Origin of the sequence: Polaribacter reichenbachii, from assembly GCF_001975665.1 — a bacterium.
Taxonomy (GTDB): domain Bacteria; phylum Bacteroidota; class Bacteroidia; order Flavobacteriales; family Flavobacteriaceae; genus Polaribacter; species Polaribacter reichenbachii.
This window is the reverse complement of sequence record NZ_CP019419.1, coordinates 2,223,702-2,240,253: the sequence shown is the minus strand read 5'-3', so window position 1 is coordinate 2,240,253 and position 16,552 is coordinate 2,223,702. Positions and strand designations below refer to the sequence as shown.

The following is a 16,552-nucleotide window of genomic DNA, read 5'->3' as shown; positions in this document are numbered from 1 at the left end:
AATTGATGAGGCTTTTTTTTTGTTTTTAAAATATATTTTAATTTGCAGAAAAAGACCAAATTTGACCAATTGATTTGGCACCATCTTCATCTTTTACATTCACTTTCCAATAATATGTTGTACCAGAAACTACATTTACAGAATAATTTTCTGTAACAACATTATCATCTACCAAAACAGGGTCTGAATCTTCACCAAAATAAACTTCAAAAGATAAAACATCTTCTAAATTAGGATCACCAGATTTCCAAGTTAACTCTGCTGTCCCACTTGAAATATAAGTGTTGTTATTAGGTGATATTAATTGTGAAGTAAATGGCACATAATTTTCATCTGCTTCACCTTTTGTATAAAATGCAAAAACCTGAGAAGAACTTCCTAAATTATTGTTTATATCTAGCGCATCTACTTTCCAATAATAAGCAGTTTCCTTTTCTAAAGTAATGTCAACCTGACTTTTTGTTATTGTTCTGTTTTCTACAACATTTGTTAAAGCTCTGTCTTTTGCAATAATGATGTTGTATTCTAAATCATCATCATCTGGATCTATAGCTTCTGACCAATTAAAAGAAATTGTATTATCTATACACAATAAATTTTCTGATGGAAAAATCAAATCTACTTCACTTGGAGCTTGATTTGCTTTTTTTGAACAGTTCACCAATAAAAAGCAACAAACGATTACTAGTGATTTTATATTTACTATTTTCATTGTTTTAAAATTTTAATGGGTGTTGCGTTTTCTAACGATAATTTAAGAATGTAAAATCCGTTTACATATTCTTTAAAAGGAATTTGTAATACATCATTTTCTCTTTTAAATTCTTTTCTAAAAATAAGTTTACCATTAATATCGAAAACTGTGGTTTCAATCATAGTCTTTTCAATGCCCATAGGTAACTGTAATTCTATAAAACTTGATACTGGGTTTTGTTTTAAAATTACTTCTCCAATACTTTTTTTGAATAAACCTTCACATTCTTTAGCTGTTTTTACTTCTAGTTTACCAGTTTTATTTATTTCTAAATCAAATTCCTTTTCACTAGAAACTGCAATAAGTTCGCTATTTAAATATACATTGAAGGGAGGTGTACCTTCTTCAATTTTAAACGAATATGTATTTAAAGATTTTGCTGTTGTTAGTTTTAAACTAATTGGCTGAGCTTCTTTTATAGTTACCTCAAAACAATTGGTAATTTCTAAACTATTTGTGGTAATACAAATTTCATAATCTCCTGGAGCCACATCAAACAAACTAAAATTACTAGAATTAAATGATTGATTAATATTGGTTGATGGCCCAGTAATTAACAACTGTCTTATAAGATTATCTTGCTTATTTTCTATTTGAATAATACCATCATTTTCATCTACGCAAGTTTCTGAAGTAGTTAAGATAGAATATCCTCCTATTTCTGCAACTGTTACAGAATAATCTTCGGTTTCACCCCATTCTGTTAAATGATCTGAATCACAAGCTCCCAAACCAAAACCATTTGTAGGGTCATCATATTCAATTATAACTCTCATTCTTGTTTGTCCAAACCTAGCATCACTTGGCACAGTAATATTAAAAGTTCGTGTACCAACATCTTCAGTTTCTGAACCTAAATCATATCTTTCTGTATCATTATCAAAAATAAAATCTTGATTCCAATCTATAAAAACATAGCAATGATCTTGGAATCCAGCTGTATCAAAAGTTACACTTATTTGGCTAGTATCTCCTCTTAGAACATTAGTGTTTAAAGTTGTAAAATCTTCATAACCGTCTAAAATATCATTGTTAGAAGTATTATTAATTGATCCAAAAGTAACGTTTTGTATATGTTCTGCACCACCTGCATCATCTGTAAAAGTAGACCCACAATAACTTGGTGAGAATGTTGTAAAACTATATACAGTAGAATAAGAACCTTCTCCACAATCATTTTTAGGTTTTACTCTCCAAAAATACTCTGTTAACCCAGATAAATTATCTGTTGTATATAAGTTTGTAGCTACATTACCAGAAGAAACAATATTTGTAAAACCTGCCTCTGTTGCAATTTGGACATCATATGAAGTTGCATTTGAATTAGCATCCCAAATTAAATCTCCAGTTAAAACAATATTTGTTGCACCATTTGTTGGTGAAGTTAGATTTAAAGTATTAAATGTTTGTGATGTTAATTTTAAATCTACATCTAAACTCTGAGTAACACTTATTGATGATCCAAGAACCGATATTATATAATCTTGGGCTGTTTTACCATCTAAATTAGAAACCGACATTGTTACATTACCATCATTATTAATAGTGGTTGGATTAAATGTTACTGCAGATCCTGATGGCTGACCAGTTGCAGAAAGTGTAACCGTTTCTGAAAAACCATTTACAAAATCGAAATTTAAAGTATAATCTATAGTTTCGTTTCCTGAATTACAAGCAATTTGCGTACCACTACTATTATTTAGAACAAAAGTAGGTGTAGTCGATTTTATAGTAAAGTTTGTGCTATTTACATTATAAAAAATATTATCTGCAGCTTCTACCATAATTCTGGCACTAGAAGTTGCATTATCTGGAATTATAATACTTTCTGAACCATCATTTGATGTATTGGTTTTTAATAAAATAGGAAAAGTAATTCCTCCATCTGTAGACAATCTAATATTTACTGATGAACAATTAATAGGTGCCTGATTTGTAGTTCCATTATTCCAAGTAATGTTTTGTGTAGAACCTACATCCCAAATAACAGCAGAATTAGGAGTATTTACTGTAAACGCAGTAGCATCTGTAACTGTAATTTTAACATCGTCTCTTGCTGTGCTTCCTCCACCAACATTATTATCTCTTACTAAAAAAGAAAAATTTAAATCTCTTGCAACAGAAGGTAAAACCTCCCAAGTTGTAGAAGAATTACCTGCAATTATCGTTGCCAATTCTGGCATATATCTAACAGGTGTAGTTTTAGAAGGCAAAGATCTAAACATTGGCCCAATATCATTTACAGACATGGGTGGCATTACAGGATTATCATCTACATCTAAAAAAACTTCATTATCTATCTGCTCCCAATTATAAGTTAAAGAGGTTAAACCATCTGTATCTGTAGCTACACCTTCTAATTTAAAAGGTGTAGATTTTGGAATTGAATAATCTAAACCTGCATTAGCTGTAGGTGCTGTATTATTTGTATTTGAAGTAACTGCACAACTACCTGAAGTTTGAATATGGCTCCACATTTGAGCGATACTTACTGCATGAAAATAATCATCACTATTACCAGTTGCAGAACCAGTACCAATTACATTAGGAGTACAAATACCTGCATAACCCATAATCGTAGAACCACTACCAGGCTCTACTGCTGTAGAACTTGTTCTATTACAATCGTTATTTTGTGTGTGTGTTGCCCCAAATTGATGCCCCATTTCATGAACCACATAGTCAATATCATAAGGATCTCCAACAGGAGCAGCAATACCTGTAACCCCTCTTGCTTTTTGCCCAGCAATACAAACAACTCCTAAACCTGCCAAACCATCTCCACCAACACTAAAAATATGTCCAATATCATAATTAGATGAACCTATTTGCGAATCACAAATAGATTGTACTTCATCTATCATAGTATCAGCATTACCATCAGTGATATTATCTGTATCTTCATCTAAAAAAATTACATCATCATTATTACCTACAATTACTAATTTAACTGACAAATCTTTTTCGAAAACACCATTAATTCTTGACATTGATGTATTCATTGCTGATAAAACTGCCGCTTTTTTCACGGCATCTGTTGCTGCTGATGAAATATTTTGTCTTGTTAAATGAAACTGTGCATACTCTCCACTACAAACCAATGCCAATCTAAAGGTCCTTAATTTACCATCGTCTGCATTTTTTGCTGCTTCAGAAAAAGCAAGTTCTTTACTTGCTGTTTCTTCTACTATACATTCAAAATCATCTTTTTCTTTAGAAATACTACTTCTATTGTAAACAATATAATCTTGATTATTTTTTGAATAAGGATCTATATAAGTTGTTTTATGATGACCAGAAAAAATAACTCCATGAAAACCATCTGTACCCATACTTATTTTAGCAATTGCAGTTGGGTCATCAATACCTTGTGCTGAATATGATTTTATTTCTGGAAATTTCTCTTGTAATTCCACCTCAAAATTTGAAGATTCTATTACACGAAATTTCTGCAACTCTCCATTTGCATCTGGTAATTCTATAATATTGTTTGTTTTTTTTGATTTTGATTTGATATTAGAAGAAAAACTTTCTAAGTTTAAAGAAACCAAATTGTATTGCTTTGGGAAATGTTTTTTACTAAAAACAGCAGTTTCTTTCTTTGTATAATTTGTTTTAGAAATCTTTTGCCAGTTTTCTTGTGCATTGATTTGGAAAACACTCAAAAAAAACACTATTGGTAATAAAAAAAGGGGACTTTTAATTTTCATAATATCGTTTTAATATTAACCCTTCAAATATAATGAAATATTTACCTTTGCGCTTTAGATTATGAACAGAAACATCGAATTAAAAGACTTATCAGTTAAGGATTACAAGGAAACTTGGGATTATCAAACTGAATTACTACAAGAAACCGTAGACGTTAAGATTTCTAATCGTAGAAATGATTTACAAGAAACTACTAAAAATCACTTTTTGTTTGTTGAGCATCCGCATGTGTATACTTTAGGAAAAAGTGGTGATATGAGTAATTTATTGTTGAATGAAAATCAGCTAAAAGAAAAAGGTGCTACTTTTTATAAAATTAATAGAGGTGGAGATATTACTTATCATGGACCAGGACAAATTGTAGGTTACCCAATTTTAGATTTAGAAAATTTCTTTACTGATATTCATAAATACTTGCGTTTATTAGAAGAAACTATAATTTTAACCATTGCAGAATATGGTATAAAAGGTACAAGAAGTGAAGGAGAAACTGGAGTTTGGCTGGATGTTGGAACGCCTTTTGCTCGTAAAATTTGTGCTATGGGTATTCGTTCTTCTAGATGGGTAACAATGCACGGCTTTGCTTTAAATGCAAATGTGAATTTAGGTTATTTTGATAATATAATTCCTTGCGGAATTCGTGGTAAAGCTGTTACTTCTATGGAAGCTGAATTGGGTAAAAAAGTTGATTTAGAAGAAGTGAAAACTAAAATTTTAAAGCATTTTAAAACACTTTTTGAGGTGAATGAGTTTATTTCTTAAGATGAAAGTGTGAAGTGTTATGCTTGAAGTTGGAAAAAATTTCACACCTAACACCTAACACCTAACACCTAACACCTAACACCTAACAAGATTACTTTTCCTCGTTAAAATATACTTTGTAATATTTCATTTTTTTCTCTTCATCATAGCCTCTTTCTAAATATTCTGAAGCTGCATCTGGTGCATCTACATCTAATTTTATGTTGATGTTGGTATCTAACTTAATTTCGGTTTTTAGCTTGCTTTTTTCTTTCTTTAAAACAACACCAGAAACATCAAAATTATTTCTGATTAACACATCGTTTAAATCTTCGTAGTGTTTTTTATAATCTTCGAATAAATCTTTGTGTTTGTCTTCTTCGAAAATTTCGTCTTTAAAATCGTGATAATCTACAGCTTCGTGTTCTTTAAAATAATCTACGGTATTTGCCAAGAAATTACCTTGTTCATGTTTTCCAAATTCTGGTTTTATAACTTCTTCTGAAAACTCTTTACACAACTCTAAATAGTTTTGTGTATGCGAATTGTAATCATCTGCTAATTTTACAGAAAGAAAATTCTTTATCCAATATTGTGCATCGTAATTATTATTATCTACAGAAAAAACAACTGTACCTTCTACATCTGATGTGTTTAAAATTAAACAACCTTTATCTATTCTTTTGGTTGATATTCCTTTTTGAACTACAACATCAAAACTGTCATTATCATCTAAATAGGTCTGAAAAAAGTCGACTTTATTCTCTATTTTAAAAACACCAATTGCTTCTGTTAATACATCTTTATATTCTATACCTTCTATAAAAACAACAATTACATCTCCTGTTTTTATTTGTGCAGAATTCGATTGTTCGTACAAATGATTTACGATGTTTTTAGAATATTCTATAAACGTATTTTCGTCTTTAAAAATTTCGGATGCATAGTTATTTAACTCATTTAAACGTACATCTGCATGATGAGAAAATCGATAACTTTGTGTTAAACTACCAAATGGTTTTAATAAAAAACCTTTCATTAAATCGTAACCTTCTTGATCGAAACGAATTAAATCTTCTGAAAACACATTCTGACCACTATTGAATTTATTAGCGACTTTGTGCAAAATGCATTTTGTGATTTCTGCTCTTGTTTTTTTAATCATCATTTGAAAATTTGGAGCGTAAAAATAGAAAAAGTTTGTTTATGATTTAGATATTTTCTAAACTGATTTCACAGATTTTAATTGTTGAAACTTTTAAAAACCGCCGAAATTCACGAATTATATTTAGAATAGAAAAAAGTGTAAATTTCTCTAAAAGTCAGCAAGTAGCCTTAGCCCTGATTGTAGCAATTGTCTGAGCTCTTTTTGCCTTTTTCAGGCAAAAAAGCGAGTGCGAAAAGCAGGAAATAGCTTCTAAAAAAACTACAATTTTAACTTTAATTGTTCTGGCAATAACTTAAATGTTTTTCTGTGATATTTTGTGGCACCAAATTCGCGAATGGCATTCCTGTGTTCTTTAGTTGGGTAACCTTTGTTTTTTTGCCAATTATAAACAGGCAATTCTTGATGAATTTTAAACATATATTCATCTCTGTAGGTCTTTGCCAAAACTGAAGCAGCTGCAATACTTAAAAATTTTGCATCGCCTTTTACAATGGTTTTATGAGGTACATCTTTGTAATCTCTAAATTTATTACCATCTATAATTATAAATTCTGGCTTAATTTTTAACTGATCTATAGCTCTGTGCATTCCTGTAATTGAAGCTTGTAGCACGTTAATTTCATCTACTTCTTCTTGCCAAACAAAAGAAACGCCAAAAGCCAAGGCATTTTCTTCTATAAAAGGTCTTAATTCGTCTCTCTTTTTTTCTGATAATTGCTTAGAATCATTTAAAAAAGGATGGGTAAAATCTTTAGGCAAAATTACAGCTGCAGCAACAACTGGACCAGACAAACAGCCTCTACCAGCTTCGTCTGTACCAGCTTCTAAGGTAAAACCACTAAAATTAGATTGTAACATTTTACAAATTAACAGATTTCAGCATAATTATTAACTATACTTTTCGTTTTATTATTTTACATTTGCTCTTGTATTAATCTACTATGAATAAAACGCTTTTTTACATTTTTTTACTGCTTATCTGCTCTAATAATTTATTTGGACAGCGATTAAAAGAACAAATTGAAGGAGGATCTTTAGGTAATTCTAGAAGTGATACTTTAAATAGTTCTAACGAAACTAAAGTAATTTTATCTGGTAAAACAAAGTACACAGATTACAAAATTTTTTCTCATAAGAGAGATACTTCTTATATAGACACTACTTTAACTTTACAAAAAGAATACAAATTCAATTATCTTAGAAAGGATAATTTTGAGTTACTAGAATTCCATAATCAAGGCCAAACCTTTAACAATTTAGGATATAGTTTTGATAATGTTAGTCAGTTTCCTGATATTGGTTTTAGAGCAAAACAAGTTAGTTATTTAGAAGTTGAAGACATTAAATATTACGAAGTACCTACACCAACTACCGAAATTTTATACAGAACTGGTTTACAACAAGGACAAGTTGTTGATGCACTTTTTACATTAAATTTTTCTAGAAGATTAAACGTTTCGCTTTCTTATAAAGGCTTACGTTCTTTAGGAGAGTATAGACAATCTTTGGTAAGTAATGGTAATTTTAGAGGTGCTTTTCATTACAGAACCAAAGAAAATCAATATGAAATTAGAGGGCATTTAACAACTCAAGATTTTTTTCATGAAGAAAGTGGTGGATTAACTGCTGATGCTTTAGATTATTTTGTTACTGAAGATCCTGATTTTACACAACGTTCTAGATTAGATGTTAATTTAACAGACGCAGAAAGTCAGTTCGATGGTAACAGAGTTTACCTAGAACATAGTTACAAACTACTTTCTAGTAAAGACACTATAAACGATAAAGATTTTAGTAATTTAAAAATCGGTCATGTTTTTACAAGCGAGAATAAGTTTTATAGTTTTAATCAAACCTCAACTACAACCGCTATTTTTGGCTCTGCAAATGCTTCTGATGCTACAGATAACGAAGCTAAAAGTTCTATTACAAACAATGAGCTAAATCTTGAATTTAATTCGAAATACGTTTTAGGTAAATTTAAAGCAAAAGCAAATCTTATTAATTATTCTTATGGTTATGATACTATTTTAAATACTAATAGTTCTATAAATAAGTTAAAATTAGAAGGTAGTGCAATTTCTGTGGGTGCAGATTGGAATGCAAAAATTAAAAACTTTAAACTAAATGCTGATGCTGCTTTAACTCCTGGTTCTGGTAGATTATCTGGAAGCCATTTAAAAGGTGAAGCTGTGTATTTAAAAGATAGTGTTTTTGGCTTAAAAGGTACTTTATTATTGAGTTCTAAATCTCCAAATTTTAACACCTTATTACATCAAAGTAAATATGACGATTACAATTGGCAAAACGATTTTAGTAATGTAAATACAAGAGATTTAGGTTTTGCATTTACTTCTAAATTGATAAACGCCAACTTAAACTTTACCAATATTGACAATTACACTTATTTTGATGAAAGCAATTTACCTCAGCAATATGGAAAACAAATTACATATTTAAAGGTAAAGGCAAACAGAGAATTTAAGTTTTGGAAATTAGGTTTAGACAACACAGTCATGTATCAAAATGTAACAAGTGGTGCAGATGTTTTTAGAGTCCCAGAATTTGTTACTAGAAACACTTTATATTATACTGATGATTGGTTTAAAGGAAAACCAATGTTGGTAAATATTGGGGTTACTTTTAAGTATTTTACAAAGTATAATGTAAATGCTTACAACCCTTTATTAGCAGAATTTACCCTGCAAAATACTGATGAAATTGGCTACCCAACTTTTGATGTTTTTTTTAATGCAAGAGTGCGTAGAACAAGAATATATTTTAAAATTGATAATGTAACTTCTAGCTTTGCTGAAAAGAATTATTTTTCTGCACCAAATTATCCTTATAGAGATTTTACCATTCGTTTTGGTTTGGTTTGGAATTGGTTTATATAAAATACTATCTTAATCTAAGGGCTTTTAACAACCTTACGAATAGAATATTATGTATGTACTTTTATTTCTTTTCTTTTGTATAGCAATATGGTTGTTTAGTATTTACTTACTCTCTTATTGGAAATATATTTTTTGGTATGCTTTTTTTAATATTCTGGTGATTGTTATCTATTTTTCTGTAATTATTTTTGGAGATTCATTTTTTTGGAATGAAGATTTATTTGGATTAGGTATGATTTTTAGGTTGATATTTGCATTTATAACACACACTATAATAGGGTTTATTTTTGCATTGTATAAAAGCTTTAAACTTAGAGAAGATGAAAAATCAACTTAAAAATAATTGGAAACTTTTTTTAATTGCAAGTTTAACTTTAGGCTTGGCTCCTTTCAATCCACCTCATATTTGGGGTAAATTACAATGGATTTTAGGCGGAAATGCTTTTGACACCCAAAAAGGATTACAACCCCAAGATTGGTTCGATGTTCTTTTACACGGTTTGCCTTGGTTCCTTTTACTGATTTCTGGAATTCTAAATTTGTTGTATTCTAAAAAATCAGTATAAGTTTATCGTATTTGGGTCTTCTCTAAATATTTTAAATAAATTTAATATCAAAATACAGAACACCACCCAAATAAAGCCGGCTACAAAACCACCAACAATATCCGAGGGAAAATGTACACCTAAATAAATTCTACTAATTCCGATACTTAAAATTAGAATTGTAAACACAGTAATTAATCCAAATTTAAAGAGTTTACTTATTTTAAAAGTTACAATTAAATAAATTAAAAAACCATAAAAAGCCATTGCTGTCATAGCATGACCACTTGGGTAACTCAAAGTTTTTACGGTTACTAAATGCTCTAAAGTTGGTCTTTGTCTGTTTATTAATTGTTTTAAAATTAAATTAGAACTTAATGCCAAAGTTAATACTGATAATAGTTGTAAAACATATTTCCAGTTTTTAAAAAATAAATTAAACAAGATAGCGCAAATTAATAAAGCTGCTAAATACCCAAAAGTATCGCCAATATCTGTAACAATTTTAAAATAGCTTGTTAAAAAATCTGTTCTAAAACTTGTAATATAATCGCTTACATTGGTATCAAAATCTGATAAAATATCGGTGTGAAGATTTTTAGTAAGTTTTACAAAAAACTTTATCCCAAAAACAACTACTATAGCAGTAATTAAAACTGTAACTAAATAAGGAATCTTACCATCATATTTATGGAATTTTCGTGATAAAAATCCTTTAAACCTAGAAATAATAAACTTTAATTGTTTGTACATAAAATATTGTTTTTCAGTAAAGTTTTATTTTTTGTTTGTTAACTCTAATTTCATAATTGGTAAAAAACGCCTCGGAATTGAACTTTGTTTTTTATCAATAATTACAAAACCTTGAGATTGATAAAAAGGAACCGCATTTGGATCTGCCAATAAAGTAATAAAATCAGCTTTTAACTGCAAAGCCTTCTTTAATGAGTGCAAAAGTAACTGTTTACCTATTCCTTGCCCAATAAACTTTGGTAAAACAAAAAGCATTTCTAATTCTATGCCTTTTTTTCTTGGCGGATTTAAAATATAAAAACCAGCAATTTTATCATCAATAATAAATTTGTAAACAAACAGCTCATCAATCATTTTTTCTGAAACTGATAAATCTGGTTTCCAACTTGCTAAATCAACAACAGTATAACCCCAAAAAGCTTTCGATTTTAACGCAATTTCTGTGAGCAATTTTGCATCAGAAATTGTTGCAGCAACAATCATTATTTACCTCTAAGCATTCTAATTTTTAAATTAAAGGCTGCAAAAATTAAGGTCATAAACGGACTTAACCAGTTAAAGATAGCGTATAAAAAGTATTCACCTACTCCAACTCCTAAAACACTAGATTGATAAGCACCACAGGTATTCCAAGGAATTAAAACTGATGTTACTGTACCAGAATCCTCTAAAGTTCTACTTAAATTTTCTGGTGCTAAACCTTTATCTTCATAAGCTTTTTTAAACATTTTACCTGGAATAACAATCGCCAAATATTGGTCTGATGCCACAACATTTAAACCTAAACAACTTACAACTGTACTCGTAAATAACCCGAAAACAGAAGAAGCTATAGACAACAAACTTTTAGTAATTTTTGCTAAAGCACCAATTGCATCCATAATTCCACCAAAAACCATTGCACAAATTATTAGAAAAATTGTCCAAAGCATTCCGTTCATTCCACCTGCATAAAACAGTTCAGTTAATTTTTCATTGTCAGTTTCTATACTTGTTTCACTTAAAATAGAAGTTATCACTGTATTGAATTTAGAATCAGACAAACTCAATAAAACATCACCTTGAAAAATAAAAGCAAAAACTGCTGCTAGCAAAACTCCACTTCCAAGTGCAATTAATGGCTTTGTTTTCATTAAAATCATTGCAATTACAACTGCTGGAACTATAAATAATAATGGTGTAATATTAAATGTATTATTTATTGATGCTAGTAAATTACTAACATCTGCATTACCTGAAGTATCAATTGTGCTGCTTAAAATTCCGAAAACGATTAGTGTAATTACAATTGTAGGCACTGTAGTTAATGCCATATATTTTATATGTGTAAATAAATCTGTACCAGCCATTGCTGGCGCTAAATTTGTAGTATCTGAAAGTGGAGACATTTTATCGCCAAAATAAGCACCAGAAATTACGGCTCCTGCAATCATTCCTGTTGGTATTCCTAAAGCACTACCAATACCAATTAATGCAATACCTACTGTTGCAGAAGTTGTCCAAGAACTACCAGTTGCAATCGAAATTATAGCTGCAATGATTACTGATGCTGGTAAAAATATTGCAGGACTCAATACTTGTAAACCATAATAAACCATTGCAGGTATTATACCACTTACCAACCAAGATCCTGCTAATGCACCTACTAAAAAAAGAATCATTATTGGTACAAAAACACTTTTCCAGTTTTCCCAAACTTCGGCAATCATTGTTTTAAAAGAAACTTTATTATAAAAACCAACAGCTGCTGCAACTACACCACCCATTAATAATATATATTGATTTGTGTAACCTCCTAACCATTCTTGATCTTCAACCAAAAAAATATTATAAGCCAACAAGCACATTAAAATAACTACCGGAATTAGAGACTCTAAAAGATTCAATTCTTTATTCTCTATAATTTTTTGATCTTCTATTTCTATTTCAGATAAGTTTTTATTGTCTTGCATTTTCTAAATTTTCTAGCGTAATGTTACGATTTTACTAGATGTTATGCAAATTGAATTGATAGTACTATCTATTTCTTTGAATTTGTTTGATATATATTTAAAATTGTAATGATTTTGTAAAAATATAATTATCAAATAAAACTGGAAATTTTATGAAGAAATCTAACATAAAAAGATTTGACGCTTTTTTTCGCCACGAATACACAGATTTATTTTGATAAAAATTAAAAGGATATAATTTCGAAATTGTAGAGAAATCTTTAAATAATTTCAAATAGAAACTAATGTTTTTCAAAAACCTTTACCCCTGCTTTTACTTCTATATCTAGATGATTTTTTCTTGGCGTTAATGGGCAAGAATATTTATCATTATAAGCACAGTAAGGATTGTACGTATTATTAAAGTTTAAAATTACGGTACCATCAGCATTAATATCATACAGCATTACATCCATATAACGACCTCCTCCATAAGATTCATCTCCAGAAGTGTCATCAGTAAAAGGTAAAAACAAGTAATCTTTGTATTTTTCATCTTCTAAATCATCTTGACTTTGATAAATAGTTAATTCTAACTCTTTGCCTTTAAGTGTAAAATACAACTTTCCATACTCTTTGTACAATGGTTTTCTATCTGTAGTAGTTGCCATTTGAAATGTAGGTGCATTTTCTGTTTTTATTAATTTTGCTGTAGTAATAAATACAGAATCTACAGGAAAAAAATCTAATCCTTTAAAGTTTTTTAAGTCTTTCTTTTTTAAAGGTGATGTTGTTGCATCTTTATAACTCGAATTTAATTTTTGTTGATATTCAGTTTTGCCAACTAATGCTCTTTTGCCTTGAGAATTACAAGAAAGCATTGATATTAAAACTACTAAAAAGCATAATTTCTTCATCATTAATTAGGATTAAAACCAGGTGTTAAAGGTGTTTTTTGATAATTTTGAATCAATTTAGACGATAAATTTTCAAACTGATTTGTTTCTGACAATTCTTTAATTCTATTCGGATTAAAACGTCCTTTTAAATAAAAAACAGATGTTTTAGCGAGTGTAGAATTAAAAATAATGGCTTGAGTAACTACATTACCATCTTCTTTTACAGAAACAATTTTTGTTTGTTCTATTGTATTTTTTCTTAATACATCTGTAAAATTATTGTTTGTTACTAAATTCATTTCAGAAATTAATAAATTTTGTTTTTCTCTGGAAATTGCATCAAAAGTGATGAATTTAAAGTCACTAACATTACCAAATAAATTATTTAATTCTGGTGAAATATTTTGCACTAAAGACATCATAAAGTTAGGAACCTGAAAAGCTGTAACTCCAAAATCTCTTTTATGATCATTAAAAAAGCTTTGAAAAGATTTACTACTTCCACAAGAAATTGTAAGTACTAAAAAACTAAAAATCAAAATTATTTTTTTCATTTTATTTAAAATTTCACTTTTCAAAAATACAACATTCATATATTTTATGTAGTTTTGAAACATCAATAAAAACAAAAATGAAAACTGTCATTATTTTATGTACTCAAATTTCGTGGAAGAACCACCAAGTTCGGTCTATAAATCTATTTTGATAGTTTCTCTATAAAATATTATGATTACTAAAAGTCCGACTTAAAAAAGTCGGACTTTTTTTATACATCAATCAAACAACAGAAAATGAAATTGTAGAATTTTTATCAGCAATTGACATCAACAAAAACAAAATGAAAAAATTATTTACAAATTACATAAACACCTTTAAAGGGCTTTCTACAGAAGTTTGGTGGTTATCTTTAATAACACTTATAAACAGAGCAGGTACAATGGTTATTCCTTTTCTGTCTTTATATTTAAACAAAAGTTTAGGGTTTTCTTTAGAAAATATAGGTTGGATTTTATCTTTCTGGGGATTAGGTTCTGTTGTTGGCACTTGGTTAGGAGGTAAATTAACCGATAAAGTTGGTTATTATAAAGTAATGTTTGTGAGTTTACTTTTTACTGGTATTTTCTTTTTTCTATTGCAATACATCACCACTTTTGTAGGGTTTTGTTTTGGAATTTTTATTGTCATGTTAGTAGCAGATATTTTTAGACCTGCAATGTTTGTAGCTTTAAGTGCCTATAGTAAACCCGAAAACAAAACTCGTTCTGTAACTTTAATTCGTTTGGCAATAAACTTAGGTTTTTCTGCAGGACCTGCTGTTGGCGGTTTAATTATTACAAATATTGGCTATAATGGTTTGTTTTGGGTTGATGGAATTACTTGTGTTTTAGCCGCAATTTTGTTATTAAAAGTATTGCATCCTAAAAAAGCAAAAGTGTTAGATTTAGTTAAAGTAGAGAAACCGGTTTCTGTTTATTCTGATAAAATATTTTGGCTATTTTTTATAGCGATGTTTATTTTCGGATTTACATTTATGCAATATTTTTCTACAATGCCTTTGTATTATAAAGACATTTGTTTTTTATCAGAATTCGAAATTGGGTTGTTAATGGGGTTTAATGGTTTCTTTATTTTTGTTTTTGAAATGCCATTAATTAGTTGGTTGGTAAACTCTAAACATTCTAAAGTTAAGTTGATAGCTTTGGGTTTATTGTTAGTTGCTATAAGTTTTGTTGTGCTAAACTTTACAAGTTGGTTAGGTATTTTACTAATTGGAATGTTGTTTATGACAGTTGGTGAAATGATTGCTTTTCCGTTTTCTAATTCTTTTGCTTTAGAGAGAGGCAAAAAAGGAAATCAAGGAGAATATATGGCAATGTATGCCATGTCTTTTTCATTAGCCAGTATTTTCAGCCATAATACAGGTATGCAAATGATTGATAAATTTGGCTACGAATTCACCTGGTATTTTATGTCAGCTTTTGCATTTTTAGGTGTTGGTATTCTAGTTTTTCTACTGAAAATCCTTCAGAAAAAAAGCAACCAAAACCAAAGGAATTTTACAAGGTTAAATAAATAAAAATACAATAAGCTAATAATAAAATCGCACCTTGCTTAAAGTTTAATGTATATTTTTTTGGCAATAACACCATTGGTAAAATAATAAAAGAAATACCAAGCATCCAATAAATATCACTGGTTAATAACCTTTCATCAGACAAAGAAATTGGTGTAATTATAGAAGTTATACCAATTACAGCTAAAATATTAAAAATGTTAGAGCCAATTAAATTACCCAAAGAAATAGCTTTTTCCTTTTTTATAACAGCTATAATAGATGCTGCTAATTCTGGAATACTTGTACCTATGGAAACCACAGTTACACCAATTACACGTTCTGTTACTCCAAAGTCTAACGCTAGAGACGTTGCTCCTTTTATTAATAATTCTGAACCAGCCCATAAACCTAAACCACCCATTAATAAGAAAAGTGTTGTTTTAAAACCAGATAAAGATACCTCACCTTCTAATTCTTCTACTTCAATATTTTTTTGAGCACGTAATAAGTAGACTAAGAAAACAATTAAAAAAGTAAATAATAAAATTCCTTCATGTCTTAGAATAATGTTGTCATTCGCTAAAAATAAAAAAAGCAAGGCAGATGCAACCATCATAACTGGCCAGTCTATTTTGTAAAAGCTTTTTTCTACTTCCATTTTACCTAAAAGTAGTGTAATACCTAAAACCAAAGCTAAATTGGCAATATTAGAACCTATAACATTACCTAATGCCAAATCTGATGCGCCATTTAAAGCCGCATTTATACTTACAATAAGTTCTGGTGCAGAGGTTGCAAAAGAAACCACTGTCATCCCCACAACAACTTTAGATATATTTAATTTTAATGAAATAGCTATCGCAGATTTCAACAACCAGTTTCCGCCAAAAACCAATAAAAATAAACCTGCAATAATTAGTAAAAAATTCATTTATTCTCTTTTTTGCGAAGATACATTTTTATCACTTTCTAGCGAGAACAAAAAATCAAAAAGCCTTTTTAGCTCTTTAAATTAATGGGGTTTCCTTTGCCTTTACAAAAACCTCATAAAAATCCCTTTACTTGATTACAGTATTACTCTTTTTACCTTAAAAAAG

General features: G+C 29.3%; 14 protein-coding genes. 4 read left to right on the top strand and 10 right to left on the bottom strand.

All coding sequences use genetic code 11. From position 1 onward, the window contains the following. Window positions 1-37: 37 nt before the first annotated feature. Entirely contained in the window at window positions 38-712 is a 675-nt protein-coding gene (locus tag BW723_RS09375) for a fibronectin type III domain-containing protein (protein ID WP_068355513.1), read from the bottom strand. Then, window positions 709-4,428, bottom strand: coding sequence for a reprolysin-like metallopeptidase (locus BW723_RS09370; protein WP_226789160.1), 3,720 nt, complete (start codon window positions 4,426-4,428; stop codon window positions 709-711). The genes BW723_RS09375 and BW723_RS09370 overlap by 4 nt, the downstream gene beginning before the upstream one ends. A 97-nt stretch (window positions 4,429-4,525) precedes the next feature. On the opposite strand from BW723_RS09370, the gene lipB reads away from it, so the two are divergent. Continuing rightward, a complete protein-coding gene (gene lipB / locus BW723_RS09365) occupies window positions 4,526-5,227 on the top strand; it encodes a lipoyl(octanoyl) transferase LipB (RefSeq protein WP_068355518.1) in 702 nt (233 codons plus the stop codon). Window positions 5,228-5,318: 91 nt separating this feature from the next. Here the strand turns inward: lipB and BW723_RS09360 are convergent, their stop codons facing one another. After that, the gene (locus BW723_RS09360) at window positions 5,319-6,371 is read right to left on the bottom strand and encodes a nucleoid-associated protein (RefSeq protein ID WP_068355521.1); all 1,053 of its coding nucleotides are present in this window, start codon (window positions 6,369-6,371) and stop codon (window positions 5,319-5,321) included. Between the two features lie 261 nt (window positions 6,372-6,632). After that, on the bottom strand, window positions 6,633-7,232 hold the full coding sequence (locus BW723_RS09355) for a ribonuclease HII (RefSeq protein WP_068355524.1): 600 nt from the start codon (window positions 7,230-7,232) through the stop codon (window positions 6,633-6,635). A gap of 83 nt (window positions 7,233-7,315) precedes the next feature. Between BW723_RS09355 and BW723_RS09350 the strand changes: the two genes are divergently transcribed. Together BW723_RS09350 and BW723_RS09340 are read left to right on the top strand one after the other, a co-directional pair. Next, window positions 7,316-9,271 carry a putative porin gene (locus BW723_RS09350; RefSeq protein ID WP_068355526.1) on the top strand — a complete coding sequence of 652 codons (1,956 nt, stop codon included), beginning with the start codon at window positions 7,316-7,318 and terminating at the stop codon, window positions 9,269-9,271. Between the two features lie 320 nt (window positions 9,272-9,591). Then, window positions 9,592-9,837, top strand: coding sequence for a hypothetical protein (locus tag BW723_RS09340; RefSeq protein WP_068355532.1), 246 nt, complete (start codon window positions 9,592-9,594; stop codon window positions 9,835-9,837). Here BW723_RS09340 and BW723_RS09335 read toward each other — a convergent pair. From BW723_RS09335 to BW723_RS09315, 5 genes are all read right to left on the bottom strand, one after another. Next, on the bottom strand, window positions 9,829-10,569 hold the full coding sequence (locus BW723_RS09335) for a phosphatase PAP2 family protein (RefSeq protein ID WP_068355536.1): 741 nt from the start codon (window positions 10,567-10,569) through the stop codon (window positions 9,829-9,831). The two genes, BW723_RS09340 and BW723_RS09335, sit on opposite strands and share 9 nt — an antisense overlap. Window positions 10,570-10,593: 24 nt before the next feature. After that, a complete protein-coding gene (locus BW723_RS09330; RefSeq protein ID WP_068355539.1) occupies window positions 10,594-11,052 on the bottom strand; it encodes a GNAT family N-acetyltransferase in 459 nt (152 codons plus the stop codon). After that, on the bottom strand, window positions 11,052-12,521 hold the full coding sequence (gene nhaC, locus BW723_RS09325) for a Na+/H+ antiporter NhaC (RefSeq protein WP_068355542.1): 1,470 nt from the start codon (window positions 12,519-12,521) through the stop codon (window positions 11,052-11,054). Before nhaC ends, BW723_RS09330 begins: the two co-directional genes overlap by 1 nt. 281 nt (window positions 12,522-12,802) lie before the next feature. Further along, the gene (locus tag BW723_RS09320) at window positions 12,803-13,417 is read right to left on the bottom strand and encodes a DUF1684 domain-containing protein (protein WP_068355567.1); all 615 of its coding nucleotides are present in this window, start codon (window positions 13,415-13,417) and stop codon (window positions 12,803-12,805) included. A 2-nt stretch (window positions 13,418-13,419) separates the two neighbouring features. Then, on the bottom strand, window positions 13,420-13,953 hold the full coding sequence (locus BW723_RS09315) for a DUF4252 domain-containing protein (protein ID WP_162274033.1): 534 nt from the start codon (window positions 13,951-13,953) through the stop codon (window positions 13,420-13,422). 284 nt (window positions 13,954-14,237) lie between these two features. Between BW723_RS09315 and BW723_RS09310 the strand changes: the two genes are divergently transcribed. Next, a complete protein-coding gene (locus BW723_RS09310; protein ID WP_068355572.1) occupies window positions 14,238-15,476 on the top strand; it encodes an MDR family MFS transporter in 1,239 nt (412 codons plus the stop codon). On the opposite strand, the gene BW723_RS09305 is transcribed toward BW723_RS09310, so the two are convergent. Then, window positions 15,457-16,386, bottom strand: coding sequence for a calcium/sodium antiporter (locus BW723_RS09305; protein ID WP_068355576.1), 930 nt, complete (start codon window positions 16,384-16,386; stop codon window positions 15,457-15,459). The genes BW723_RS09310 and BW723_RS09305 overlap by 20 nt on opposite strands. Window positions 16,387-16,552 lie beyond the last annotated feature (166 nt).

What these genes read in the sequence shown, in the direction of transcription:
- BW723_RS09375 (WP_068355513.1), bottom strand. Translation starts at nt 712, where the DNA reads ATGAAAATAGTAAATATAAAATCACTAGTAATCGTTTGTTGCTTTTTA.
- BW723_RS09350 (WP_068355526.1), top strand. Translation starts at nt 7,316, where the DNA reads ATGAATAAAACGCTTTTTTACATTTTTTTACTGCTTATCTGCTCTAAT.
- BW723_RS09340 (WP_068355532.1), top strand. Translation starts at nt 9,592, where the DNA reads ATGAAAAATCAACTTAAAAATAATTGGAAACTTTTTTTAATTGCAAGT.
- nhaC (WP_068355542.1), bottom strand. Translation starts at nt 12,521, where the DNA reads ATGCAAGACAATAAAAACTTATCTGAAATAGAAATAGAAGATCAAAAA.
- BW723_RS09305 (WP_068355576.1), bottom strand. Translation starts at nt 16,386, where the DNA reads ATGAATTTTTTACTAATTATTGCAGGTTTATTTTTATTGGTTTTTGGC.
- BW723_RS09335 (WP_068355536.1), bottom strand. Translation starts at nt 10,569, where the DNA reads ATGTACAAACAATTAAAGTTTATTATTTCTAGGTTTAAAGGATTTTTA.
- BW723_RS09315 (WP_162274033.1), bottom strand. Translation starts at nt 13,953, where the DNA reads ATGAAAAAAATAATTTTGATTTTTAGTTTTTTAGTACTTACAATTTCT.
- BW723_RS09355 (WP_068355524.1), bottom strand. Translation starts at nt 7,232, where the DNA reads ATGTTACAATCTAATTTTAGTGGTTTTACCTTAGAAGCTGGTACAGAC.
- BW723_RS09330 (WP_068355539.1), bottom strand. Translation starts at nt 11,052, where the DNA reads ATGATTGTTGCTGCAACAATTTCTGATGCAAAATTGCTCACAGAAATT.
- BW723_RS09310 (WP_068355572.1), top strand. Translation starts at nt 14,238, where the DNA reads ATGAAAAAATTATTTACAAATTACATAAACACCTTTAAAGGGCTTTCT.
- lipB (WP_068355518.1), top strand. Translation starts at nt 4,526, where the DNA reads ATGAACAGAAACATCGAATTAAAAGACTTATCAGTTAAGGATTACAAG.
- BW723_RS09360 (WP_068355521.1), bottom strand. Translation starts at nt 6,371, where the DNA reads ATGATTAAAAAAACAAGAGCAGAAATCACAAAATGCATTTTGCACAAA.
- BW723_RS09320 (WP_068355567.1), bottom strand. Translation starts at nt 13,417, where the DNA reads ATGAAGAAATTATGCTTTTTAGTAGTTTTAATATCAATGCTTTCTTGT.